Source organism: Arthrobacter sp. Soil_C_60 (genome assembly GCF_057656375.1).
On the sequence record NZ_JBDGKM010000009.1, the window covers coordinates 181,359 to 203,343 of the forward strand.

Genomic DNA, 21,985 nt, shown 5'->3' on the forward strand with positions numbered 1-21,985 from the left:
CGAAGGGAAACAGCCATGACTGAACAGAATCTCCCCGACCCCGACCTCAACGTCCAGGGGGAAGACCCTGTCATCCCCGACGAGGGCGTTGACGCCGTCCCGCCGGAGCTGGTGGAAGGCGGCATCGACACCGAGGAGGAGGGCATGGTGGATGAAACCGTGTCGGACGAAATGGACAGCTATGACCGGACCGGAGGCGACAAGGGCGCACCCTTGAGCGAATTCGACCCCGGCAATTCCGAGCAGTAACCGGCATAGGAAGGTCCAGCCAATGATCCGAGACGAGAAGATCGGCGGATTCCTCGACCGCCTTGCCTCCGGCGAACCCACGCCGGGAGGCGGTGCGGCCGGGGCGCTGCAGGCTGCGCAAGGGGCGGCATTGCTGTCCATGGCGGCGAACTTCACCACCGGCGCCGAGTATGCCGACCACGCTGAGCATACTTCGCGAATCCTCGCTGCTGCCCGGGATCTGATTCCGGCTGCATTGGAACTGGCGGACGCGGACGAAGAGTCCTTCCACACGGTGGCGGATGCCTACGGACTCCCGGACGGGACGGACGAGGAATCACAGACCCGGACCCGGACTGTGCAGGAATCGTTGGCCCAGGCCGCCGAGCCACCACGCAAACTAATCGAGCTCGCCGGGGAAATCCTTCGCCTGGGGCAGGAGCTGGCCGGCTTTTCCAATCCCAACGTGCTCAGCGACATCGGAGCCGCCGCTGAGGCCGCCCGCGCCGCCGCTTCCTCCGGCCGCGTGACGTTGGAGATCAACATCGCCGACATCAAAGACCAGCAAACACTGGCAGCGCTGCAGCCCGCGGTGGCCGAAGCCGGGCGGATCATCAACGGCTGCGAGGAGCTCTCGGCCCGCATCCGCCACCTGATCAACGGCCGCGGCGACCGCTGACCCGCTGCCGGTCTAACGGTGCGGGTACTCGGGCGACCGGTCCTGGAAGGCAAGAATGGCAGGATTGCGGATCTCGCCGTCGCGAATCTCAATGGCGCGGTTGATGACTGCGTCCTCATCCCAGCTCGAGGGACCCGCCATGACGGTGCCGAGGAACGGCAGGACTGCCTGGCTGATCTCCCACGTGGCCGAATTCCACAGATAGGAGGGGCTGTGGTCTACGCCGTAGTAGTTGATGTGGTCCCCGACCTCGAACATCGGCGAGGCGAACGTAGTCGGACGCGCCCAGCTGAACCCCATGCCCTCGTCGCAGGAGACGTCCACGATCAGGCTCCCCGGCGTGAATGCGTCCAGGTCCTCGGTCCGCAGGTAGGTCAGCGGCGCGTTGGGATCCTGCAGGGTGCAGTTGACGACAATGTCGCTCTCGGCCAGGAACGGTGCCAGCGGCATCCGGCCCCGCGGCGTGATCACGTGGCTCAGGAACGGCGCATCCTGATCATGGTCGAACTGGACAATATCGACCGAATGGATCGGCGAGCCGACGGCGGCGACACTTCGGCTGGTAAGCACCTGCACGCCGTGCACGCCGTGGGCATTGAGGGCTGTGACGGCCCCGCGGGCCGTGGCGCCGAAACCAATAACGACGGCGCGCAGCCGGCGCCCGTAGTCGCCGGTCGATCCGATCAGCTGCAGTGCATGCAGCACTGAGCTATAACCGGCCAATTCGTTGTTCTTATGGAAAACGTGCAGGCCGAACCCACCGTCACTGGTCCAGTGGTTCATCGCTTCGTAGGCGATGAGCGTCAGGCGTTTGTCGATGGCAAGCTGGGTGACGGCCCGGTCCTGGACGCAGTGCGGCCAGCCCCACAGGACCTGGCCATCGCGCAATTCGGCGAGATCTTCAGGCTGGGGCTTCGGCAGCAGGACCACATCGGATGACTCAATGAGCTCCGGGCGCGAGGTGATGCGGCCTACCAGCGGCTCCAGCTGCGCATCGGAGAGTCCGAACCGCTCGCCGTAGCCGTGCTCCAAGGTGATCCGGCTCCGGAGCGCAGGGTCAATCTGCTCAAAGTGGCGCGGGTGGATGGGCAGGCGCCGTTCGTCGGGCTTGCGCGTGGTGGACGGAATTCCCAGGCTCAGCTGGCTCACGGGGCTCAGTTTTTCTTGGCCTTCGTGAGCTTTTCCATTTCGGAGGCCGCGGCGGCGCCGGCCTTCTTATCGGTCCGCTTCTGCTTGATCGATTTGCCGGGCTTTTTGGACATGGACTGTCGCGGGGACTTGTCTGCCATTAGGGGTTTCCTTAATTGGAGCCTCAATGGCTCCGAGGGTTCTGAGACTACACCACGCTTTTCAGCTTGATTCATTGATCGATTCACTGCGGAGCGGAAGACTTCGACCATTCGATGGCAGCTATGAACTCAGCCGTAGAGCCCGGTTTCCGTCGTAATCGGCCGTGACCGGCCGTTGCGAAACGGCTACAACAGGGCCCTCGCGGGGGCCTCCAACCGGGCTTGCGCGCCCGATTTGAAGCACTTCTGAAATATCCCGTGACGGTTCGGAATCAGTATTGACAGGCAGGGATTAAACCTCTGGATCGCGTCATATTCTGGGAGCATCATTCGTGCAATTTGAAAGGCTTTCAGCCATGAAAAAACTGCATGCGTGGCTCGCGGTCATCATGTTGATCGTTGGACTGGGACTTGTCGCACCCAGCGCAGCCACTGCAGCACCTTACTGCGGCATCTCTTGGGGATCATTCGCCAAAACGTCTTCGGCCACTACCTACGGGCACCTGACCAATGTCAGGGCAGGCAAGCACGCCTGCTTCGACCGCCTGGTGTTCGATATCAAGGGCAAGCGCGCCGGCTACGCCGTCAGCTACGGCAAGGTTTACACCGAAGGCAAGGGGGACCGTGTTCACCTTCGCGGCACCGACCTGCGCATCATTGTCAAAGCTCCCGCATATAACAACGGCAAGGCAACCTACCTTCCGCGCAACAAGGCCAACATCGTCAACGTCAAAGACTTCCGGACCTTCCGCCAGGTAGCGTGGGCCGGCAGTTTCGAGGGCCAGACGACCATCGGACTCGGTGTCCGGGCACGGTTGCCGTTCCGGGCCTTCACCCTCAACGGCCCGGGCTCGCAGTCAAAGCTGGTGATCGATGTTGCCCACCGCTGGTAGGAGGCACTAGATAAACAATTCAATCCCGGCAATAACGACGGCGGTGTCCCCGCAGGCGGCTATGCAAGACGCATGGACCACTTGATGGGGGCACCGCCGTTGCTGCTGCTCCAGTCGGATTGATGTCACGATTTGGGCTTTCATCCCGCCCTATCCGCGCTGTTCTTGTTCCATCTGCTGCGTGATCCCCGCGATCTCCGGATGCCCGCCAGGGCTACAACACTAGAAAAGTCCATTTCGTGCCCGAGGACCCAGGACCAGTACCTCCCGGATGGTCGCCAACATCCTGTCAGCGTCATACATAACGTCCTCGTAGTTGAACCGAAGTGTCGCCATACCCCTGGTCAGCGAAAGATTTCCGCGCCGATTGTCCTTCTTGTACTGTCGCAGTTCCCCATGCTGGCTCCCGTCGAATTCGACAATCAGCCAGCCGTCGATCACGAAGTCGACCCAGCCGATCCCAGCGAGGTGCATCTGGCACTTCACATCAAATCCGGCCCGACGGAAAAGAACCCGCCCGATGGTTTCCAGCAAGGAATCGGCTCCGGGCTCGATCAGCTCAACCACGGCTCTGGCCTTGGCATTACGGCGTCCTTGCGTTTGGTTCATCAGGTATTCCAGTTCCAGCCCGTGATAGAACACCGCTGACTCGGCAACAACCAGCGCTTCCAGATCCGGCAGACAACGAAGCGCCTGCACTACCGCGTCCTTCAATTCGGCGACCCTCGGACCAGTTCCGCGGTCAGCACCACGGAAATAGTGGTTGATGTGGGGTTCAGCATTGCCTGTCCTAGTAGCGACATGGAGTCGGGACGGACGCCGCAGGAGCCAAAGGCCGTAGTGATCCGCGGCGCTGGCGCACGTCAGGATTGCCCGTTCCCGCGCCAGCCAGACGGCTGTTGCGGAGGCTTCCGGCAGCGCAAGGACGCCCCGGCTGTGCCGGATAAGCGCACCAGACGCTGCGGCCACATCGATCTCGCGCCGTTTGGCTCCCGCCGCCTTTAACTCACTCCATCTCACCGCTCCGCCTTGATCTGCTACAAACCGCTGGAAGTCCATGCCACCAGCGTTGCTGCCGCTCCATCCATTTTGCACCGGGCCAACTGCTGTATGTGGACAACCGACGGGCACGAAATGGACTTTTCGAGCCCTTCAAGGTCCTGCTTCTGACCGCCCCAGAGCCGGATTCCGCTGTCCCGGGGCGAGCCGGTGCCCCGGCTCACACAAATAAAGTCCAGATTCTGCCAGCAGGGACCGAAGCAGGGCCCTCAGCAGCTCAAACCAGCACTGCCTGGCGCCCATGACACATTTCGGAATATTGGCTCCACCCGCCGACGTTGTACGTGCTACCGTTCAGCGTTCCCGGCCATTCGCCGGCAGCGCAACCGACATCTTCTCAAAGGGGTCCCACCATGATTCGTCGCCGCCTCTCCTTACTTGGCGCCTCCGCCGCGATCGCCCTCGCCGTTGTCGGTTGCGGATCTTCCACGCCCGCCGAACCCGGTGCAACGTCGGCGGACGCCGGCCCCACTACCCTGCAGGAAATCCAGGATGCCGGCGTCATCACGGTCGGCACCGAGGGAACCTACAAGCCATTCTCCTTCCACGAGAACGGTGCCGGAGAACTCACCGGTTTCGACGTCGAAATCATCACCGCCGTGGCCGACAAGCTCGGCGTGGAAGCCCAGTTCGAAGAGACCCAGTGGGACGCAATCTTCGCGGGCCTGGAAGCCGGCCGGTTCGATGTGATCGCCAACCAGGTGTCCATCAACGAGGAACGCCAGGCCAAGTACGACTTCTCCGACCCCTACACGGTGAGCACGGGCGTGCTCGTGACTAAGGCGGACAACTCCGAGATCACCTCCTTCGAGGACCTCGAGGGCAAGACCACGGCGCAGTCCCTCACCAGCAACTGGTACACGCTGGCACAGGAATCCGGCGCGAATGTGGAGGCCGTTGAAGGCTGGGCTCAGTCCGTGACACTGCTCGAGCAGGGCCGGGTGGACGCGACCATCAATGACAAGCTGACCTATCTGGACTACCAGAACACCAGCAACAACGAGAACATCAAGATCGCCGCGGAAACCGAGGAAGAGTCCCTGAGCGCGCTGGCGTTCAAGAAGGGCAGCACCGAGTTGGTCGACGCGGTGAACACAGCCCTTGAGGAACTGCGCGCAGAGGGCAAGCTGGCGGAAATCTCCGAGAAGTACTTCGGCGAGGACGTTACGCAATAACGACGGCGGCACCGGTCCAGGCGTTAGCCTAACCGTATGGACATTGATTGGGACCTCGTTGCCAGTTCGTTCTGGCCGATGGTCCAAGGCGGCATCCGGGGCACCATTCCGCTCTCTCTGGCGTCCTTCTTCCTGGGCCTGGTCCTCGCACTGATCGTCGCCCTGATGCGGCTGAGCGGCAACAAGATCATTTCGGCGATCGCCCGCGGGTACGTGTCCGTTATCCGCGGCACGCCCTTGCTGGTGCAGCTGTTCGTGATCTTCTACGGCCTGCCCTCCATCGGCGTGGTCATTGATCCGTGGCCCAGTGCCATCATCGCGTTCTCGCTCAATGTCGGCGGCTACGCGGCGGAGATCATCCGGGCGGCCATTCTGTCCGTGCCGAAAGGCCAGTGGGAGGCCGGGCACACCATCGGCATGTCACCGGTGACCACGCTCCGCCGGATCATCCTGCCGCAGGCTGCGCGGGTGTCCGTGCCGCCGCTGTCCAACACGTTCATCTCGCTGGTCAAGGACACCTCTCTGGCCTCGCTGATCCTGGTGACCGAGCTCTTCCGCCAGGCGCAGGAAATCGCCGCGTTCAGCCAGGAATTCATGGTGCTCTATGTCGAAGCCGCCGTGATCTATTGGGTTTTCTGCCTGGTCCTCTCCAGCGGGCAGTCGCAATTGGAAAAGAGGCTGGACCGTTATGTCGCCCACTGATCCCCTTGCCCCGCGCGGGACAGTACCGGCGCACGAGCCGGTACTGAGCGTGTCCGGCCTGCGCAAGTCCTTCGGCGCAAACCACGTGCTCAAGTCCATCGATCTATCCGTGCGGCAGGGTGAGGTGCTTGCTCTCATCGGGCCCTCCGGTTCCGGCAAGACCACGGTGCTGCGCTGCCTCAACGGCCTGGAAGCGCCCGACGGCGGAGTGGTCGCCTTCCGCGGTATCCGCCCGGTGGATTTCGCCTCACCGGTATCCAAAAAGCAGCTGGACTCCCTGCGGGACCAAAGCGCGATGGTCTTCCAGCACTACAACCTCTTTCCGCATAAAACGGTGCTGGAAAATGTGATCGAAGGTCCCGTCCAAGTGCAGAAGCGGCGCAAGTCCGAGGCCGCCAGCGAGGCGTCAAACCTGCTGAAACGCGTGGGGCTGGCGGACAAGAAGGACCAGTACCCGCACGAACTCTCCGGCGGCCAGCAGCAGCGCGTCGGCATTGTCCGCGCGCTGGCGCTGAAACCCTCACTCCTGCTCTTCGACGAGCCGACCTCGGCGCTGGACCCCGAACTGGTCGGCGACGTACTCCATGTGATCAAGGAACTGGCCGAGGAAGGCTGGACCATGGCTCTGGTTACGCACGAACTCGCTTTTGCCCGCGAGGTGGCCAGCGAAGTGGTCTTCATGGACGGTGGCGTAGTCGTGGAACGCGGCCACCCGGACCAGGTGCTGCGCGACCCGCAGGAAGAGCGCACCCAACAGTTCGTGCACCGACTGCTCAACCCGTTCTAGGTCAGCCAGCTATCTCCCGAGACCCTCTTTGTCCACATTCCGGTGGAACCGCATGCCAGCGAGGCCGCCGAGGATCGCCCCGGCCAGAGTGACTGCCAGGATCACCAGCAGCGTGATCAGGGCGCCTGTGGTCATCTGGTCCCCTCCCACCGGGATGTTCGGGAAGGCGTTCATGTTGGCAAGGACATTGGCCTGGCTTCCCGCCACGGCCCCGACCACGGCGACGATGATCGCGATGACCACGGCCCAGATCCAGACTGCGATGCCCTGCTTCATCCCGTTGAAGCGCGCCATCCTGCCGGCAACGTAACCTCCGCAGTAATAGGCGATGAAAAGAATCACAGCCAGCACTATGGCTCCCACGATTCCTGCCGTCGCCGCATCCTGCGTTGCCGCGCCTGCTGCCTCGTCCGCGCTCAACCCGGTATTCGCGCCGATCGCGGCCCCGATGGCGCTGGCCAGGGCGATCAGCAGCACCGCAGCGCCGGTCGCCGTCAGCCAGCCGAAGAAGGCCGAGCCAATCTTAACGCCGCCGTATTTCTCCTTCTCCCGGCCGACCACCGTGCGGCGGTCCTCCCGCCCGTCGACGTAGGCCGATTCCGTGCCGTCCCTCGGTCCGCGGTCCGCCGGTTCACGGGATGATGGCCCGCGGTCCGGCCGGTCGTAATCAGGTCCGGTGGCTTCGTGTCTTGCATTCATGATGACGTTTCCTTCCACCCGCCGCTACTCTGCGGCGCCCGAAAAAGCACCGCGAACAACGCGAATAGTAAGTAGTCTTATTGGTTAAGTGAATCACCGCCCATACCACCGCGCAAGTGCGGTGAAAACCCCTACAGCACGCGGCGGGCTAGCCATCGTGAAAAAAACAGCTAGAATCGTTGTCGATTCCAACTAAGTAATATCTGAGCCGCATTCTGTCATCCTTCGTCTCACTGGCAGAGTGGGCCCACCTGGCTCCGGCAGTTCCCCACGGCCCGGAACCAGGTTCCCGGAGAGTCCCGGCCCCCTCGGCCCCAACCGAGGAACCGGAACTCAAAAAAGCCCCGCAGCAGCGGGGGACGAAAGATTGACTCAGCACTATGACCTCATTGACACATAAGAAGATCACAGCCACTTCCGTGGACGAAGCAGACAACCTGCTCGACGCGGTTGTGGACGAACTCCAGCAACTGGCCGGTCAGGACGGCGTTCACGGCATCCTGGTTACCAAGACCGGTCCCGGGCAGTTCACCGTTGAGTTAAGCGAAGAGGTGCCGTTCGGAGTCACTGAGGAAGCCATCGCTTAGTACGCTTCAACAGGAGATAAACCGCCAGCCCTGCCAGCAGCGCCCAGAAGGCTGCACCGATACCAGCGAAGCCAACACCCGAGGCGGCAATCACGAAGGTGACCAGCGCCGCCTCCCGTCCACCGGCGTCGGAAATCATTGACGACACCGAGGAGCCGAGCACGCCCAGTAACGCAAGGGCGGCGATGGTTTCCATGATGCCGTCCGGACCGAGCACGACCAGCGCCGCCACCCCCGTACTCAGGAGACCGAACACCAGATAGGTGACGCCTGCAATCCGGGCTGCGCGCCAGCGCCGGGACGGATCGGAATGCACGTCGTTATTTGCGGCCAGGGCGCCGGAGATGGCGGCCAGGTTCACGGAGTGCCCGCCGAACGGCGCCGCGAGCAAGGTCAGCACGCCGGTGAGTACCATCGAAAACCGCCACGGGACCCGGTAGCCGAAACTGCGCATAACCACCACGCCGGGCACGTTCTGCGATGCCATCGTGACAATAAACAGCGGCACGGCGAGAGCGGCAGCAGGCAGCAGTTCCAGCGACGGCGCCGCCAAACTGACCTGGGGCAGCAGATCCTCCCAGCGCAGCTCCCGCATTCCCGGGCTGGCGGCAATGACCGCGAAACCCACCAGCACCACGGCGGGGGTGGCCCACTTGCTCCACCAGCGCACGCCCAGCACCCACACCAGCACGAGCGGCAGGAGCAGCCCAGGATTCGCCCCGGCAAGCCCCACCGCGTCGAGGCAGATGGACAGGATGATGCCCGCCAGCATGCCCGAGGCCACGCCCGGTGGAATCAGCTCGATCAACCTGCCCAGCGGACGGATGACTCCGGCGAGGACCACCAGGACGCCCACCATTGCAAAGGCCGCGACCGCCGTCGGCCAGCCGCCGGGAAGGACCCCGGTCGAGGCCAGCAGCGCAGCTCCCGGCGTTGACCAGGCCAGGGTCAGCGGTATCCGGTAGCGCTGGGCCAGGATCAGCATCCCGATCCCTTGCAAAACGCACAGCACCAACAGGCCGGAAGCCGCTTGGGCCGGCGTCGCGCCAACCCCGCGAAGCCCTGTCAGGACGACGGCGAAAGAACTGGTAAAACCGACGACGGCGGTGACGATGCCGGCGGACAACGTTGCATCATGCGCGAGCACCGGTGCTGATTGCGCGACAACCTCTGGTTCATCTTGTTTGCTGGCCACAGCCAGAGGCTAGCATTTACGTCCGGAACAAAATCAGTCAGCAAACTTAGTTTCCCATTGTGGCGGACCACGCCCTTGTGTAGCGTGATGATGAGTGGCCACTGGCTGGTCCGCGACGGCGGACATTTTGCACTCAAGGCACTCAAGCCAAAGGAGCACAATCATGGAAACGGTAGAAGAGACCATTGATGTAAACGTCCCGGTAAGCACGGCTTACAACCAATGGACACAGTTCGAGTCCTTTCCGAACTTCATGTCCGGGGTTGAGTCCGTGACCCAGTTGACCGACACCACGAACCACTGGATCACCAAGATCGGCGGCGTGGAACGCGAGTTCGACACCGAGATTGTGGAGCAGCACCCGGACCAGCGCATTGCCTGGCGCAGCCTGGACGGCAAATCCCATGCCGGGGCCGTGACCTTCGAGCGGCTCGCGGCGGACAGCACCAAGGTCGCGGTCCGCTTCGAATGGGACCCGGAGACCTTCACCGAAAAGGCCGGCGCCAAGCTTGGGATCGACAGCCTCCAGGTGAAGTCGGACCTGAAGAAGTACAAGGAGTTCGTGGAAAACAGAGGAGCCGAAACGGGCGCCTGGCGCGGCGACGTTGATGACATTGCCGCGGGCAGCGCCGGCCAGGCTGCCGCCAACATGGACGAAGACCTGCCGCCGGGCCGCCCGGTCTAAACCGCCCGCTGCAACTCGGGCTCTGGGCACTCAGGCAGTTGCCAGCTTCCTCAGGGCTAATTTACAAAATAGAGTCGTAGCGTTTTAAGTACCTCATCAAAGGTGCGAGTGAACAAGACACCGGCTGGTCCTAGAGCCTCCCCCAACCTCCTGGACCAGCCGGTGTCGTTCGTTAAGGCTGCCGCTGACGTGCCTTTGGATCCGGGCGCCCCAGCTTCTTCAGCTCGCGGGATACGGCATTTTCTTCAGGCTGGATGCCAGATGCACGGCATTGCGGGCGGACGTCGCCGTCGTCGTTGCTGTTACCTCCGGCGTTTCCGGCAGGTCCTGGAAGTCGGTGCCGTGCATGGCCTCCCCGACCCAGTACGTGGATCCCTGCGCCGGAATACTGAAGCCGACGTCGCCCAACCCCTGGTAGAGCTCGGCGGTCACATGGTGGGCGCCGTCTTCATTTCCGACGACGGCGACCAAGGCCACCTTGTCGTACATGCTTGGCCGGCCTTGGCCATCCGTCTCGGACAGCTCCGCATCGAGGCGCTCCAGAACCTTTTGCGCAAGACTTGCCGGATGTCCCAGCCAGATCGGCGTGGCGAGCACCAGAATGTCCGAGGCGAGAATCTGCTCCCGGATCCGGGGCCACTCGTCGCCGTCGCGCATGTCGGTCTGGACGCCGGGCTTGGTAAACGGCACATTCGCTTTCAGGTTATTCACAGGCTGCTCTGGGTTTGCATTCATGTAAAGGCTTTAGTGTTGAAAACACCTCATAGGTGCGAGTGATTACGGCACCGGCGGTCGGAGTTTCCCCCAACCTCCCGATCCGCCGGTGCCTTCTCTTTTGTCACGCGTGTTAAGCGCCGGTGCCTGCGCGGAAGCGTCCACCGGAGCCGGCGATGCGATAATTCAGCCATGACTGATGCAATCGCCTACCAGGGCGAACCCGGCTCCAACTCCCATATAGCGTGCACCGAAGTTCGTCCCGACTGGGAGGCTGTGCCGTGCGCCAGCTTCGAGGATGCCTTTGCTCAAGTCACCAGTGGCCAGGCAAAGCTGGCCATGATTCCCATCGACAACTCGATCGCCGGGCGCGTCGCCGACATCCATGCAATGCTGCCCAACACCACGCTGCAGATTATCGAGGAACACTTCCTGCGCATCAGGTTCAGCCTGCTGGGAATCCCCGGCACCAGCATTGACCAGGCCAAAGAAGTCCACAGCCACATTCATGCACTGGGGCAGTGCCGAAAGCTGATCCGCGAGCTCGGCCTCAAACCCGTCATCGCCGGCGACACCGCCGGGTCCGCCCGGGAAGTCAGCGAATGGCAGGATCCGGCCAAGGTTTCCCTCGCGCCGCCGATGGCAGCCCAGCTCTACGGACTCGATGTGCTCGCCCATGATGCCGAAGACGACCCCACGAACACCACGCGCTTCGTGGTGCTGGCGGACAGGCAGCCCATCCCCAGCCGCGGGGAGCTCGCGGGCCCGGCGGTGACGAGCTTTGTCTTCCGCGTCCGGAACGTTCCTTCGGCGCTCTACAAGGCGCTGGGCGGCTTCGCCACCAACGGGATCAACATGACCAGGCTGGAAAGCTACATGGTCGGCGGCGAGTTCGCGGCCACAATGTTCATGGTGGATGTGGAAGGCCACCCCGAAGACACGGCGATGATCCACGCGTTTGAGGAACTGGACTTCTTCACCACCGAGATCCGGATCCTCGGGGTCTATCCGGCACATCCGTTCCGGTTCAAGAAAGCATAGAAAAAACCGTCCCGGCCGTTACCGGAGGCCGCCGAACAGGTCAGCCGCTGCCGGGATTCAGCACTTCGTCCAGGTTGAACTTCACCGGTTCTTCCAGCTGTTCGTACGTGCAGGACCGCGGATCCCGGTCCGGCCGCCACCGGGCAAACTGCGTGGTGTGGCGGAACCGTTCGCCCTCCATGTGGTCATACTTCACTTCGACCACGCGCTCGGGACGCAGCGGCGTGAAGGACAGGTCCTTGCCCCCGCTCCACCGGCTGCCTTCCGAATTGCGCGGTGTCCGGGTGCCCTCTTCCTGCTTCGCCCACGCCCACGGGTGGTCATCGAAGGTCGTGACCAGCGGCTGCAGCTCCTCGAACAGCTCTTGGCGCCGCTGCATCGAAAACGAACCGGCCACACCCACGTTGGCCAGCTCGCCGTCGTCGTTATAAAGGCCGAGCAGCAGGGAGCCGATCCGGTCCGGACCGCTTTTGTGCACCCGGTAGCCGGCGAGCACGCAGTCCACGGTGCGCTCGTGTTTTATCTTGAACATTGCCCGCTTGTTCGGCTGGTACAGGCCGTCCAGCGGTTTGGCGATCACGCCGTCGAGCCCGGCGCCTTCAAACTCATGGAACCAGCGAGTCGCCACGCCGTGGTCCGCCGTGGCATTCGTCAGATGGATCGGCGGCTGCGCGTGGGCGAGGGCCTTTTCCAGGCGGGCACGGCGTTCGGCAAAGGGCTCGCCTGTCAGGTCCTCGTCGCCCAGGGCCAGCAGGTCGAAGGCGACGAACTTGGCCGGCGTCTGTTCGGCGAGAAGCTTCACCCGGCTTGCCGCGGGATGGATCCGCTGCTGCAGCGCCTCGAAGTCCAGCCTGTCCCCTGAGGCTCCGACCAAGACGATTTCGCCGTCGACCACGCACCGTTCGGGCAGGTTCGCCTTGACTGCTTCGATGATTTCGGGAAAGTAGCGGTTCATCGGCTTTTCGTTGCGGCTGCCGATTTCGACGTCGTCTCCGTCGCGGAAGATGATCGACCTGAACCCGTCCCATTTGGGTTCGAAGCTCAGGTCGCCGTCGGGAATTTCGCTGAGGGGCTTCGCCAGCATCGGGGCGACCGGGGGCATTACCGGAAGTTTCATGCGTCTCTCCTACCGGACGGTATAGCGGACAGCGACACCGCCGGGTTCCATGACCTCGGCGCTGTGCGGGACAAACTTTTCCCCTGCGGCCGACGGCGGATACGCCGGCAGTCCTTCGCCGAGCACGGTGGGCAGCATGTGCAGGTACAACTCGTCCACCAGTTCCTTGCGGAACAGCAGCCGTGTCAGCGTCAGCGAGCCCCAGACAATAACGTCGCCGCTCTCGGTGTCTTTGAGTTCGTGGATCCGGGCGGGAATGTTGTCGCCGATGACCTGTGCCTCACCGTCGCCCCAGGGAGCCCGGTCCAAAGTTCTGGACACCACGTGCTTGGGCAGCCGGTTGATCGGCTCCGCGATAGGTTCCTCCCGCGGATCAGCGCCGGGCCAGTAAGCGGCGAACATCGAGTAGGTCACCCGGCCGAGCAGAATGGCGGAGCAGCCTTCGAGCAACCGGGTGTTGGCATCCATAATGGACGTCCAGCCGCGGATCTGATTCATAAACCGCAGGCCGCCGTCGGGTTCGGCCGCGTAGCCGTCCATCGTGGTGAACTGCTGGATGATGAGCCTGCCCATGATGGTCCTTCCTGCGCAGCCAGGCCACCGGCGTCCGCTGGCCGAATTGAGCGTCCCTCCATCACGTTAGTGTCCGCGGTCCGATTTGGACAGGGTCTTATGCAAGGCCTTCTTCCCGCCCGGCCCTTCGCACCGGCGGGGAAAGAGCGGACTGCCGGCGGCGCGTGCTAAGAAAGTAAGGACAGTTCCGGACGGGACAGCCCCAATCGACAGGACTCAACAGTGCAATCTCGCCGCATCGGCACCCAGGAAGTTGGCAGCATCGGTCTGGGCTGCATGAATCTCAGCCACGCCTACGGGACTCCGCCGCCGCGGGAAGTTGCCGCAGAATTGCTCCGGCATGCCCTGGACAGCGGAGTGGTCCACTTTGATACGGCGGCACTGTACGGGGCCACGGCCAACGAGACGCTGGTCGGCGAGGTACTCGGTTCGCGGCGCGATGAGTTCTTCCTGGCCAGCAAATGCGGCATGACCAGTGTTGACGGCAAACGTGTGATCGACGGCCGGCCGGAAACGCTCAAAGCTACCTGCGAGGACGCGTTGCGCCGGCTCCGCACAGACCACATCGACCTCTACTACCTGCACCGCTGGGACCAGGACATTCCGATCGAAGACAGTGTCGGGGCCCTGGCCGAACTGGTTCAGGAAGGCAAGATTGGCGGGATCGGCTTGTCCGAGGTTTCGGCGGCAACGCTGCGGCGGGCCCATGCCGTGCATCCGATTGCCGCGCTCCAGACCGAGTACTCGCTCTGGAGCCGCAATCCCGAACTCGGCACGCTGGCCGCCTGCGCGGAGCTCGGCACGGCCTTCGTCGCGTTCAGCCCGCTGGGCCGCGGCTTCCTGACCGGCAGGATCCGCGACGTCGATGCACTGCCCGAATCGGATATCCGCCGGGCGATGCCGCGCTTCTCCGCCGCGAACTACCCGCGGAACCTTGAGCTCCTGGATCAGTTCGCGGGCCTGGCCGGGGAAGCCGGCTGCTCTCCCGCCCAGCTGGCCATCGCGTGGCTGCTGCATCAGGGCGAGCACGTCATCGCGCTGCCAGGGACGACCAGCATTGCCCACCTTGACGAGGATCTGGCGGCCGACGCCGTCGTCGTTAGTGAAGAGGTGCTCAAGCGGGCGGACGCGCTGATTAACGAGCAGACCGTCCACGGCCCGCGCTACAGCCCCGCCCTGCAGGCCGACGTCGACACCGAAGAGTTCTAGACTGCGCAGGTTCGGGTTAGAACCGGTACAGCTCGAACCCAACCCGCCGGGCTGAGGCGTCGGGACCACCGGTGGTCAGCTCGATCTGGCGCCGGGCCTGGGCCTCAACGGGCTCCGGGCTCAGCGCTTCCAGATAGCGCCGGTGTTCGCCCAGGGACCGGACGGCCCGTTCAACACTGTCCTCGTCGACGTCCAGCCAGTGCGTGGGGTGCATGGAGCACACGCCCACCCAGCGCACCCCGGCGTGCGGCGGCAGCCCTTCGGCGGCGAGCTCGGGGAAGATCCACTCGTTGGCTGCGTCCGCCACCGCGTCCATGACGGCTGTTCCCAGATTGCGGTGGTCGGGCGAATTCCAGCTGCCCGGGCCCCAGGTCTGGCCGAAGTTCAGGGTGATGATGCCGTCCGGCCGGTGCCGGCGGATCGTGCGGGCGATATCCAGCCGCAGACCGGGAGTGTTCTCGATCCGGCCGTCCGCGTAGTCCAGGAACTCCAGGTCCTCGACTCCGACGTGCCCGCACGCCCGGCGCTGCTCCTCGGCCCGGATCACCGCGGCTTCCTGGGGATCCAGCCCGGCAATGCCCGCTTCACCCGTCGTCGCCAACACGTAGCCGATGCTCTTGCCCGCCGTGGTCCACTGGGCCACGGCCGCAGCGGCTCCGTACTCCGGATCGTCCGGGTGCGCCATAACCACCAGCGCCCGCTGCCAATCGGCCGGCATTTCCGACGACGTTTCCATAGCTGCCTCCCCCGTCCACAGGCCCTGCACTGGCCCGATGACTGTTGTTTCACCCAGCGTAGCCGCGACGGCACGGCCGGCCACTTGGTAGCGGCGCCATGTCGGGCCAACGGCGAGAATCTCTTTCCCATTACGGTCATTGTCGTCAGGGAGCCGCGTCCCTACCATGGAAGAACCTCAATACCTGTCCCTGCGGGACTCAGCCACGAACTACAGCTTGCCCTTCATCCGCGCACTTCTCCCGCCCCAAGGATCTGCCGTGAAAAATCTGCCCCGCCGACTGGCCATGCGAACTCTGGCCGCCCTTGACCTGCACTGCGCCCGCTGCGATGCGGTGGGCGAGCACCGCCTGGACAAGCACCTGGGCAGAGCCGGATCCCAGGTCTCCCCAATCGTCCGGGCGCGGCAGTACGTGCTGGTCTGCGCCGCCTGCGGCGTAGCCCAGGAACTGACGGAGCAGCAGAAAAGATCAGTCCTGCACTACACAGCGCACCCCGCGACGGCCTGACCGCGCGTTACGTCCTATTGCCTTGGCTTGACCCGCGGCCCGTCAAGCTCTTAGCGTGATAGCTGAATCATGAGCGCCAACATCAAGCCCTGGCTGGTTGGCCGGCAACCCTCTCGTGCGTAGCGGGGTGCTCCAGGTGATGATTCGGCCGTACCGAAGGACACCGGTTCGGCAAGTACCGCGTATCCGCCCCACGTCTTGAACCGGGCCAGCGGATCCGCCTGATGGCAAAGGACAGCCCGCGATGCCCCTGACTGATGACCTGCAGCCCGACACCCTCCGCAATGCCTTCGGCCGCTTCCCCTCCGGCGTCGCCGCGCTGTGCGCTCTGGTCGACGGCGAGCCGCAGGGAATCGTGGCGTCTTCCTTCACCGTCGGAGTTTCCATGGATCCGCCGCTGGTGATGTTCGCAGTGCAGAACACCTCCCGCACCTGGCCGGTAGTCCGCCAGGCCGGCCGCATCGGCGTGTCCATCCTCGGCTCGGGGCACGACAGCGTCTGCCGCCAGATCGCCGCGAAGACCGGGGACCGCTTCGCCGGCCTGCCCCTGCACTCCACCGACGAAGGCGCCCTCTTCCTCGAGGAAGCCGCGCTGTGGCTGGACTGCTCAGTGGAGCAGGAAGTCCCCGCCGGCGACCACCACGTAGTGCTGCTGCGCGTCCATGGCCTGTCCACCCACGACGGCGCCCACGAGCCTTTGGTCTTCCACGGCTCCGCGTTCCGCCGGCTCGAACAGCCCGCCTACATCTGAGGAACCCCGGCAAAATAACGACGGCGGCTGCCTCGGTTTCAGGGAGCAGCTGCGGACCCTGCCAAGCAGCAACGTTGCCAGGTGGGCTATGCGGCGTCGTCGGCGGACGGGTCGTCCAGGTTTCCGTCCAGCAGGCTCAGAAGCTTCAGAACCGCCGGGTTGGTATTATTTTCGTTCCACGCCACTTCAAGGTCCACGCGGTTCAACGCCTGGGTACCGTGGGAGCCCTCGATCTCGCGGAACCGCACCCCCGGCGGCGAAAACGCCCGCGTCGACGCCGGAACCAGTGTCACGCCCAAGCCCGCTTCCACGAAGGCCAACAGCGCCGGGACCTGGCTGGCGTACTGGGTGATCCGGGGCTCCGCGCCGGCGCTGGCAAACAGCCGCAGCACCAGGTCGTGGAAGTAGCGGGCCTCGCTGGTCGAGTACATCATCAGAGGCTCACCGCTCAGGGCCTGTAGCGGCAAGGACTCCCCCTCCTCCAGCAGCGGGCTCTCCGCGGGCAAGGCAATCACCAGACGGTCCTGCATCACCGGCCGGTATTTGATGCCCGGCCGGGCAACGATGGGCCGCAGCAGCCCGATGTCTACCGTGCCTTTGACCAGCCCGTCCATCTGGTCCGTGGAAACCAGTTCGCGCAGCAGCAGGGAGACGCCTGGCTGTTCCTTGGCGGAGCGTCTCAGAAGCCTGGGCAGGGCGCTCTGGCCGGCGATGGCGGTGTAGCCGATAGTCACGGCGCCGGCGTCTCCTGTTGCCACGCGCTGAACGTCCAGCTGGGTTTTGATGGACAGGTCAAGGAGCTGGCGGGCGCTGGGCAGCAGCGTCCGTCCCGCAGCTGTCAGCTCGACTCTGCGGCTGGTGCGGTCGAAGAGCTGGGCATGCAGTTCCTTTTCCAAGAGCTGGATCTGCCGGCTCAGCGGCGGCTGCGTCATGTTGAGCCGCTCGGCTGCTGCACCAAAGTGAAGCTCTTCAGCTACCGCGACAAAGGACTCCAGCTGGATCAGCGTAAACATCAATGCGCTCCTTGTATTGTTCCGTGCCTATTTTAGCTTGGACGCGCATCGACGACGGCACTTATCGTCAGAGTAGTGCAGGCGACAACGAAGCGCCGGTCCTTTAGCTACCAAGGAGATTAAATAATGCTTGACGGTGTGCTGTTCTTTCCCATTACTCCCTTCGCCAGCGATGATTCCGTGGATCACGGCGCACTCAAAGAACATCTGGAGCTTGGGCTGCGGTTCAAGCCAGGCGGCATCTTCGTCGCGTGCGGGACCGGCGAATTCCATGCCCTTTCCCTCGTCGAACTCTCCGATGTGGTCACCACCGCCGTCGCTACGACCGCGGGCCGCGTGCCGGTCTATGCGGGAGCCGGCGGTGCGCTGGCGCTCGCCAAGGAACAGGTCCGTCTGGCGGAATCGGCTGGAGCCGACGGCATCCTGCTCTTCCCGCCTTACCTTGTCAACAGTCCGCAAGCGGGTCTGGTGGCATACGTCAGGGCCATCGCCGGGGCGACTTCGCTGCCCGTCATCGTCTACCACCGTGCCAACGCCCGCTTCACGGAGGCCTCCGCCGTGGAGATTGCCCGTATCGATAATGTGGCCGGCCTGAAAGACGGCGCCGGAGATCTGGACTTGATGGCGCGCATTGTCCGCGCCGTCAAGGATGAGCTGGCGGGAACAGGCAAGGACTTCCAGTTCTTCAACGGCCTGCCCACAGCCGAGGCATCCCAGCAGGCTTACCGCGCCATCGGCGTGACGCTGTATTCCTCCGCCACCTTCGCGTTTGCACCCGAGCTGGCGGTCGCCTTCTACCAAGCGCTCGAGGCCGGCGACGAGGAGCGTCTCGGCCAACTGAGCCGCGAATTCTTCCATCCCCTGGTGCGGCTGCGCGATTCGGTGCCGGGTTACGCCGTCGCCCTGGTCAAGGCAGGCGCCGAACTCGGCGGAATCCAGAGCGGGCATGTGCGGCCGCCTCTGACGGACGCCTCGGAACAGGACCGCGAAGAGCTCAAGCGCCTGCTGGCCGCTGGCCGCGCCCTGCTGGGCTGAGGGGCCGAACCATGAGCGAATCGATAATGGAACAGGCCCCTGTGCTGGCCAACCTCGGTCAAGCCGCTATAACCGGCGTAACCATCACCCCCGTCGCCTTCAAAGACCCGCCCCTGCTCAACACCGTGGGCATCCACGAGCCGTTTGCCCTGCGGGCGATCGTCGAGGTCCACACGGATGCCGGCGTCAGCGGCGTCGGCGAAACCTACGGCGACGAGGCGCACCTGGCACGGCTCCAAGCGGCCGCCCGGTCCATCCCCGGCACGGACATCTTCAACATCAACCAGTTGCGGGCCAAAGTTGCCGCAGTGCTGGCCGTAGACACCAGCCAGGGCGGCCACGGGATGAGCGGGATGGTCACCGGGTCCAGCACCACGGATCGTGTCCTGTCCCCCTTCGACGTCGCGGCCTTGGACATCCAAGGCAAGCTGCTGGGCCGTCCCGTCAGTGATCTGCTCGGCGGCGCCGTCCGGGAGACCGTCGACTTCAGCGGATACCTCTTCTATAAGTGGGCCGGGCATCCGGACGCCAAGGCGGATTCCTGGGGTGAAGCTCTGGACCCGCAGGGCATCGTCGAGCAGGCCCGCCGGATGGTGCGGGACTACGGTTTCACCGCCCTCAAGCTCAAAGGCGGTGTGTTCCAACCCGATGAGGAAATCGCCGCCATCAAGGCACTGCGTGCGGAATTCCCCGGCCTGCCGCTGCGGCTGGATCCGAATGCGGCTTGGACAGTCCAGACGTCCATCCGAGTGGGCCGGGAGCTCGACGGCGTGCTGGAGTACCTCGAAGATCCCACTCCTGGCATCGATGGCATGGCCCAGGTGCGCCGCGAGGTGCCAATGCCGTTGGCCACCAACATGTGTGTGGTGAGCTTTGCCGATGTCGCGCCTGCGGTAGCGGCCGGAGCCGTGGACGTCATCCTCTCGGACCATCATTTCTGGGGCGGTCTGCGCCGCTCGCAGGCGCTGGCGGGAATCACGGACACCTTCGGCCTGGGGTTGTCCATGCATTCGAACTCGCATCTTGGGATCAGTCTGGCGGCCATGGTCCATCTGGCGGCCGCTACCCCGAATCTGGACTACGCGTGCGATACGCACTGGCCATGGAAGGATCCGGACGAAGATGTCATTCTTCCCGGTTCGCTGGAGTTCAAGGACGGCGCCGTCGCGGTTCCCACGCTGCCGGGACTGGGCGTGGAACTGGACCGGGACCGGCTGGAGAAACTGCACCGCCAGTACCTCGACTCCGGGCTGCGCAGCCGCGACGATACGGGCTACATGCAGCGGATCCATCCGGCCTACGAACTCAAGTGCCCGCGATGGTAACGATCCAGAAAGACATCGCAGTAGAGCGGCCGCTGAACATCGTGGTCACCGACCCGATCATCAGCCGTTTCGAAACGCAGCTAAAGCACGACGGCGGTCCGCACCATTGGCAGATGGCCGCGGCTTGGGATGCAAACCGGCAATGCAAAGCCATTGCCGACGCAGACGTGGTGGTCTGTTCCGCCCTTCCCGCCGAGCAGGCCGCCGCAGCCTCCCGGCTGCAACTGGTCCACGTTACCGGGGCAGGTTTCGACAAAATTGCGATGGGTTCGCTGGCCCCGTCAGTGGCCGTGGCGAACACGTTCCACCATGCCCGCCCCATTGCCGAGCACGTCCTGATGGTCACGCTGATGCTCTCGCGCCGGGTCCTGACGGCGGACCGCGAGCTCCGCGCCGGGAACTGGCAGACCATCGCCACCAGCTCCGACGTGCCGTTCCACCCGACACTGGATTCCATGGTGCTGGGACTGGTGGGCCTGGGCTCGATCGGCACGGAAGTCGCCCTGCTCGCCCAAGCCATGGGCATGACGGTGCAGGCCATCCGCAACAATCCGGCCGCAGAACTGCCGGAAGGCCTGGATCCGTCGTGGGTGGGTGGCCATGACGAACTGCCCAAGCTGCTGGAATCTTCCGACGTGGTGGTCGTGACCGTCCCGCTGGACGCGGCCACCCATGGACTGATCGGGGCTGCCGAAATAGCCCGGATGAAGAGCTCAGCCGTCCTGATCAATGTGGCCCGCGGTCCGGTAGTGGACCAGGCCGCGCTGTACGACGCCCTGGCGGGCAACCGCATCGCGGGAGCCGGGATCGACGTCTGGTGGGGGCCACCTGCGAAGGGCAACATTCCGCCGTCGGACTTTGCGTTCGAGATGCTGCCCAACGTCGTCGTAACGCCGCACTACTCCGGCCATGCACGAGTGACCTTCGAGCGTCGCGCCGCCGATATTGCGGCCAACATCGCCAATCTGGCCGCGGGACGGCCGCTGTTCAACATAGTGCGCGCCGCGAAATAGAACGACGACGGCGAAGGAGAGGCCTGGTTCCGGCAGTCGCTTGCCGGAACCAGGCCGCTCCTTCATGATCAGCCCAGCAGCAAGCGGCCCACTAAAAGGACCGCGCCGAATCCGGCTGCGGCGAGGGCTATGAGACGCAGCCGGCGGCGGTCCAGGAAACGGTTGGTGTAGCGGGAGACGACGTAACCGGCCAGTGCGGCGGGGACCATCCAGGCCGTCAGGACGAGGACTTCGGACGTCACCTGGCCAGCGGCCGCAAGCGCCAGCAGTGAAACCGCTGAGCCGACCATGAAGAAGGCGCTCATGGTGCCGCGCAGCCGTGCGCCCTGCTGTCCTTGCCACACCAGCGCCATGGGAGCCCCGCCGATGGACGTCGAGGTCCCCATGACGCCGGAGGCAGCCCCCGCCGCGATCAAATTCGCCCTGCCCGGGAAGGGCGACCAGCCGAAGAAGGCCAGCACCACCCCTAGCAGAACAGCTGCGGCGACCAGCCAGGCCAGCCCCTCGCCGGGGAGGACCACAACCAGCCAGGCACCGAACAGACTGCCCGGAATCCTGCCCACCAGCGCCCAGCCGGCCCCCTTGAGATCAAGATGAGCCCGCTCCCGGGCAGTGACCATGGTGGTCAGCAGCAGGGCCAGGATGATGATACTGGCGGGTAGGAGAGCGGGGTCTACGAGTGCGATGACGGGTGCGGCGAGCATGCCCATGCCGAAGCCGATCGAGGACTGCAGGCCGGCTGCAGCGAAGACGGCTACGGCTATGAGGGCATACTCGGCCGGGGTCACTGGGCCGGTACCGGGTCCGGGGTGCGGACCTTGATCGTCTCGAGCGGGAAGTGGCATTCGGCAGCATGCGAGGCGTCTTCGGGGGCGGGGACGGCCGGGGGCAGCTCCTCGGCGCAGATGTCCTGGGCCTTCCAGCAGCGGGTCCGGAAACGGCAGCCCGAGGGCGGGTCCAGCGGCGAGGGTA

Annotated in this window: 26 protein-coding genes, 1 pseudogene and 1 riboswitch; of the genes and pseudogenes, 15 read left to right on the top strand and 12 right to left on the bottom strand. The window is 64.3% G+C overall.

The window, feature by feature from the left end; translation table 11 throughout:
• Positions 1 to 15: 15 nt before the first annotated feature.
• On the top strand, positions 16 to 249 hold the full coding sequence (locus AC3A4M_RS17665; RefSeq protein WP_498732293.1) for a hypothetical protein: 234 nt from the start codon (positions 16 to 18) through the stop codon (positions 247 to 249).
• A 22-nt stretch (positions 250 to 271) separates the two neighbouring features.
• Positions 272 to 907 (top strand): cyclodeaminase/cyclohydrolase family protein, encoded by a 636-nt coding sequence (locus AC3A4M_RS17670; protein ID WP_498737333.1) that lies wholly within the window; start codon positions 272 to 274, stop codon positions 905 to 907.
• A 12-nt stretch (positions 908 to 919) separates the two neighbouring features.
• Here AC3A4M_RS17670 and AC3A4M_RS17675 read toward each other — a convergent pair whose 3' ends face one another.
• The gene (locus AC3A4M_RS17675) at positions 920 to 2,065 is read right to left on the bottom strand and encodes a N(5)-(carboxyethyl)ornithine synthase (RefSeq protein WP_498737379.1); all 1,146 of its coding nucleotides are present in this window, start codon (positions 2,063 to 2,065) and stop codon (positions 920 to 922) included.
• Positions 2,062 to 2,196 (bottom strand): hypothetical protein, encoded by a 135-nt coding sequence (locus AC3A4M_RS17680; protein WP_264670884.1) that lies wholly within the window; start codon positions 2,194 to 2,196, stop codon positions 2,062 to 2,064. Before AC3A4M_RS17680 ends, AC3A4M_RS17675 begins: the two co-directional genes overlap by 4 nt.
• A 356-nt stretch (positions 2,197 to 2,552) precedes the next feature.
• Here AC3A4M_RS17680 and AC3A4M_RS17685 point away from each other — a divergent pair, with 356 nt between their 5' ends.
• On the top strand, positions 2,553 to 3,089 hold the full coding sequence (locus AC3A4M_RS17685) for an AMIN-like domain-containing (lipo)protein (RefSeq protein WP_498737335.1): 537 nt from the start codon (positions 2,553 to 2,555) through the stop codon (positions 3,087 to 3,089).
• Between the two features lie 222 nt (positions 3,090 to 3,311).
• Here AC3A4M_RS17685 and AC3A4M_RS17690 read toward each other — a convergent pair whose 3' ends face one another.
• Entirely contained in the window at positions 3,312 to 4,148 is an 837-nt protein-coding gene (locus AC3A4M_RS17690) for a DUF559 domain-containing protein (RefSeq protein WP_498737336.1), read from the bottom strand.
• A gap of 353 nt (positions 4,149 to 4,501) precedes the next feature.
• On the opposite strand from AC3A4M_RS17690, the gene AC3A4M_RS17695 reads away from it, so the two are divergent.
• From AC3A4M_RS17695 to AC3A4M_RS17705, 3 genes are read left to right on the top strand one after another with little or no spacing between them, the layout of a single operon-like run.
• A complete protein-coding gene (locus tag AC3A4M_RS17695; protein ID WP_498737337.1) occupies positions 4,502 to 5,323 on the top strand; it encodes an amino acid ABC transporter substrate-binding protein in 822 nt (273 codons plus the stop codon).
• Positions 5,324 to 5,365: 42 nt separating this feature from the next.
• On the top strand, positions 5,366 to 6,025 hold the full coding sequence (locus tag AC3A4M_RS17700; RefSeq protein ID WP_498737381.1) for an amino acid ABC transporter permease: 660 nt from the start codon (positions 5,366 to 5,368) through the stop codon (positions 6,023 to 6,025).
• Positions 6,012 to 6,812 carry an amino acid ABC transporter ATP-binding protein gene (locus AC3A4M_RS17705; protein ID WP_498737339.1) on the top strand — a complete coding sequence of 267 codons (801 nt, stop codon included), beginning with the start codon at positions 6,012 to 6,014 and terminating at the stop codon, positions 6,810 to 6,812. The genes AC3A4M_RS17700 and AC3A4M_RS17705 overlap by 14 nt, the downstream gene beginning before the upstream one ends.
• Before the next feature lie 9 nt (positions 6,813 to 6,821).
• Here the strand turns inward: AC3A4M_RS17705 and AC3A4M_RS17710 are convergent, their stop codons facing one another.
• A complete protein-coding gene (locus AC3A4M_RS17710; protein WP_498737341.1) occupies positions 6,822 to 7,511 on the bottom strand; it encodes a hypothetical protein in 690 nt (229 codons plus the stop codon).
• 380 nt (positions 7,512 to 7,891) lie between these two features.
• On the opposite strand from AC3A4M_RS17710, the gene AC3A4M_RS17715 reads away from it, so the two are divergent.
• Positions 7,892 to 8,098 (top strand): hypothetical protein, encoded by a 207-nt coding sequence (locus AC3A4M_RS17715; protein ID WP_139004390.1) that lies wholly within the window; start codon positions 7,892 to 7,894, stop codon positions 8,096 to 8,098.
• Here the strand turns inward: AC3A4M_RS17715 and AC3A4M_RS17720 are convergent.
• A complete protein-coding gene (locus AC3A4M_RS17720; RefSeq protein ID WP_498737343.1) occupies positions 8,076 to 9,293 on the bottom strand; it encodes a benzoate/H(+) symporter BenE family transporter in 1,218 nt (405 codons plus the stop codon). The two genes, AC3A4M_RS17715 and AC3A4M_RS17720, sit on opposite strands and share 23 nt — an antisense overlap.
• Positions 9,294 to 9,456: 163 nt before the next feature.
• Between AC3A4M_RS17720 and AC3A4M_RS17725 the strand changes: the two genes are divergently transcribed.
• Entirely contained in the window at positions 9,457 to 9,978 is a 522-nt protein-coding gene (locus tag AC3A4M_RS17725) for an SRPBCC family protein (RefSeq protein ID WP_498737345.1), read from the top strand.
• Between the two features lie 219 nt (positions 9,979 to 10,197).
• On the opposite strand, the gene AC3A4M_RS17730 is transcribed toward AC3A4M_RS17725, so the two are convergent.
• Positions 10,198 to 10,713, bottom strand: a complete 516-nt coding sequence (locus AC3A4M_RS17730; protein WP_498737347.1) for a flavodoxin family protein — start codon at positions 10,711 to 10,713, stop codon at positions 10,198 to 10,200.
• Positions 10,714 to 10,884: 171 nt separating this feature from the next.
• Between AC3A4M_RS17730 and AC3A4M_RS17735 the strand changes: the two genes are divergently transcribed.
• A complete protein-coding gene (locus AC3A4M_RS17735) occupies positions 10,885 to 11,733 on the top strand; it encodes a prephenate dehydratase (protein WP_498737349.1) in 849 nt (282 codons plus the stop codon).
• Positions 11,734 to 11,773: 40 nt separating this feature from the next.
• On the opposite strand, the gene AC3A4M_RS17740 is transcribed toward AC3A4M_RS17735, so the two are convergent.
• Entirely contained in the window at positions 11,774 to 12,850 is a 1,077-nt protein-coding gene (locus AC3A4M_RS17740; RefSeq protein ID WP_498737351.1) for an ATP-dependent DNA ligase, read from the bottom strand.
• A gap of 9 nt (positions 12,851 to 12,859) precedes the next feature.
• Complete coding sequence (locus AC3A4M_RS17745) at positions 12,860 to 13,423, bottom strand: dihydrofolate reductase family protein (RefSeq protein ID WP_498737353.1); 564 nt, start codon at positions 13,421 to 13,423, stop codon at positions 12,860 to 12,862.
• A gap of 222 nt (positions 13,424 to 13,645) precedes the next feature.
• Between AC3A4M_RS17745 and AC3A4M_RS17750 the strand changes: the two genes are divergently transcribed.
• The gene (locus AC3A4M_RS17750; RefSeq protein WP_498737355.1) at positions 13,646 to 14,632 is read left to right on the top strand and encodes an aldo/keto reductase; all 987 of its coding nucleotides are present in this window, start codon (positions 13,646 to 13,648) and stop codon (positions 14,630 to 14,632) included.
• 16 nt (positions 14,633 to 14,648) lie between these two features.
• On the opposite strand, the gene AC3A4M_RS17755 is transcribed toward AC3A4M_RS17750, so the two are convergent.
• Positions 14,649 to 15,536, bottom strand: coding sequence for a PIG-L deacetylase family protein (locus AC3A4M_RS17755; protein ID WP_498737356.1), 888 nt, complete (start codon positions 15,534 to 15,536; stop codon positions 14,649 to 14,651).
• 91 nt (positions 15,537 to 15,627) lie between these two features.
• On the opposite strand from AC3A4M_RS17755, the gene AC3A4M_RS17760 reads away from it, so the two are divergent.
• Positions 15,628 to 15,876, top strand: a complete 249-nt coding sequence (locus AC3A4M_RS17760) for a hypothetical protein (protein ID WP_498737357.1) — start codon at positions 15,628 to 15,630, stop codon at positions 15,874 to 15,876.
• A 65-nt stretch (positions 15,877 to 15,941) separates the two neighbouring features.
• Positions 15,942 to 16,060, top strand: a riboswitch (SAM riboswitch).
• Between the two features lie 60 nt (positions 16,061 to 16,120).
• Positions 16,121 to 16,627 (top strand): flavin reductase family protein, encoded by a 507-nt coding sequence (locus AC3A4M_RS17765; RefSeq protein ID WP_498732313.1) that lies wholly within the window; start codon positions 16,121 to 16,123, stop codon positions 16,625 to 16,627.
• 86 nt (positions 16,628 to 16,713) lie between these two features.
• Here the strand turns inward: AC3A4M_RS17765 and AC3A4M_RS17770 are convergent, their stop codons facing one another.
• The gene (locus AC3A4M_RS17770; RefSeq protein WP_498737360.1) at positions 16,714 to 17,640 is read right to left on the bottom strand and encodes a LysR family transcriptional regulator; all 927 of its coding nucleotides are present in this window, start codon (positions 17,638 to 17,640) and stop codon (positions 16,714 to 16,716) included.
• A 123-nt stretch (positions 17,641 to 17,763) separates the two neighbouring features.
• On the opposite strand from AC3A4M_RS17770, the gene AC3A4M_RS17775 reads away from it, so the two are divergent.
• The 3 genes from AC3A4M_RS17775 to AC3A4M_RS17785 are packed head-to-tail and all read left to right on the top strand — an operon-like array spanning position 17,764 to position 21,013.
• The gene (locus AC3A4M_RS17775; RefSeq protein WP_498737382.1) at positions 17,764 to 18,675 is read left to right on the top strand and encodes a 5-dehydro-4-deoxyglucarate dehydratase; all 912 of its coding nucleotides are present in this window, start codon (positions 17,764 to 17,766) and stop codon (positions 18,673 to 18,675) included.
• A gap of 11 nt (positions 18,676 to 18,686) precedes the next feature.
• Positions 18,687 to 20,000 (top strand): glucarate dehydratase family protein, encoded by a 1,314-nt coding sequence (locus AC3A4M_RS17780; protein WP_498737361.1) that lies wholly within the window; start codon positions 18,687 to 18,689, stop codon positions 19,998 to 20,000.
• Positions 19,994 to 21,013, top strand: a complete 1,020-nt coding sequence (locus AC3A4M_RS17785) for a 2-hydroxyacid dehydrogenase (protein WP_498737363.1) — start codon at positions 19,994 to 19,996, stop codon at positions 21,011 to 21,013. The genes AC3A4M_RS17780 and AC3A4M_RS17785 overlap by 7 nt, the downstream gene beginning before the upstream one ends.
• Positions 21,014 to 21,081: 68 nt before the next feature.
• Here the strand turns inward: AC3A4M_RS17785 and AC3A4M_RS17790 are convergent, their stop codons facing one another.
• Both AC3A4M_RS17790 and AC3A4M_RS17795 read right to left on the bottom strand, forming a co-directional pair.
• Complete coding sequence (locus AC3A4M_RS17790; protein ID WP_498737365.1) at positions 21,082 to 21,801, bottom strand: sulfite exporter TauE/SafE family protein; 720 nt, start codon at positions 21,799 to 21,801, stop codon at positions 21,082 to 21,084.
• Positions 21,798 to 21,985, bottom strand: a pseudogene (locus AC3A4M_RS17795) (dipeptide/oligopeptide/nickel ABC transporter ATP-binding protein); the annotation flags it as partial. The gene AC3A4M_RS17790 and the pseudogene AC3A4M_RS17795, both read right to left, overlap by 4 nt.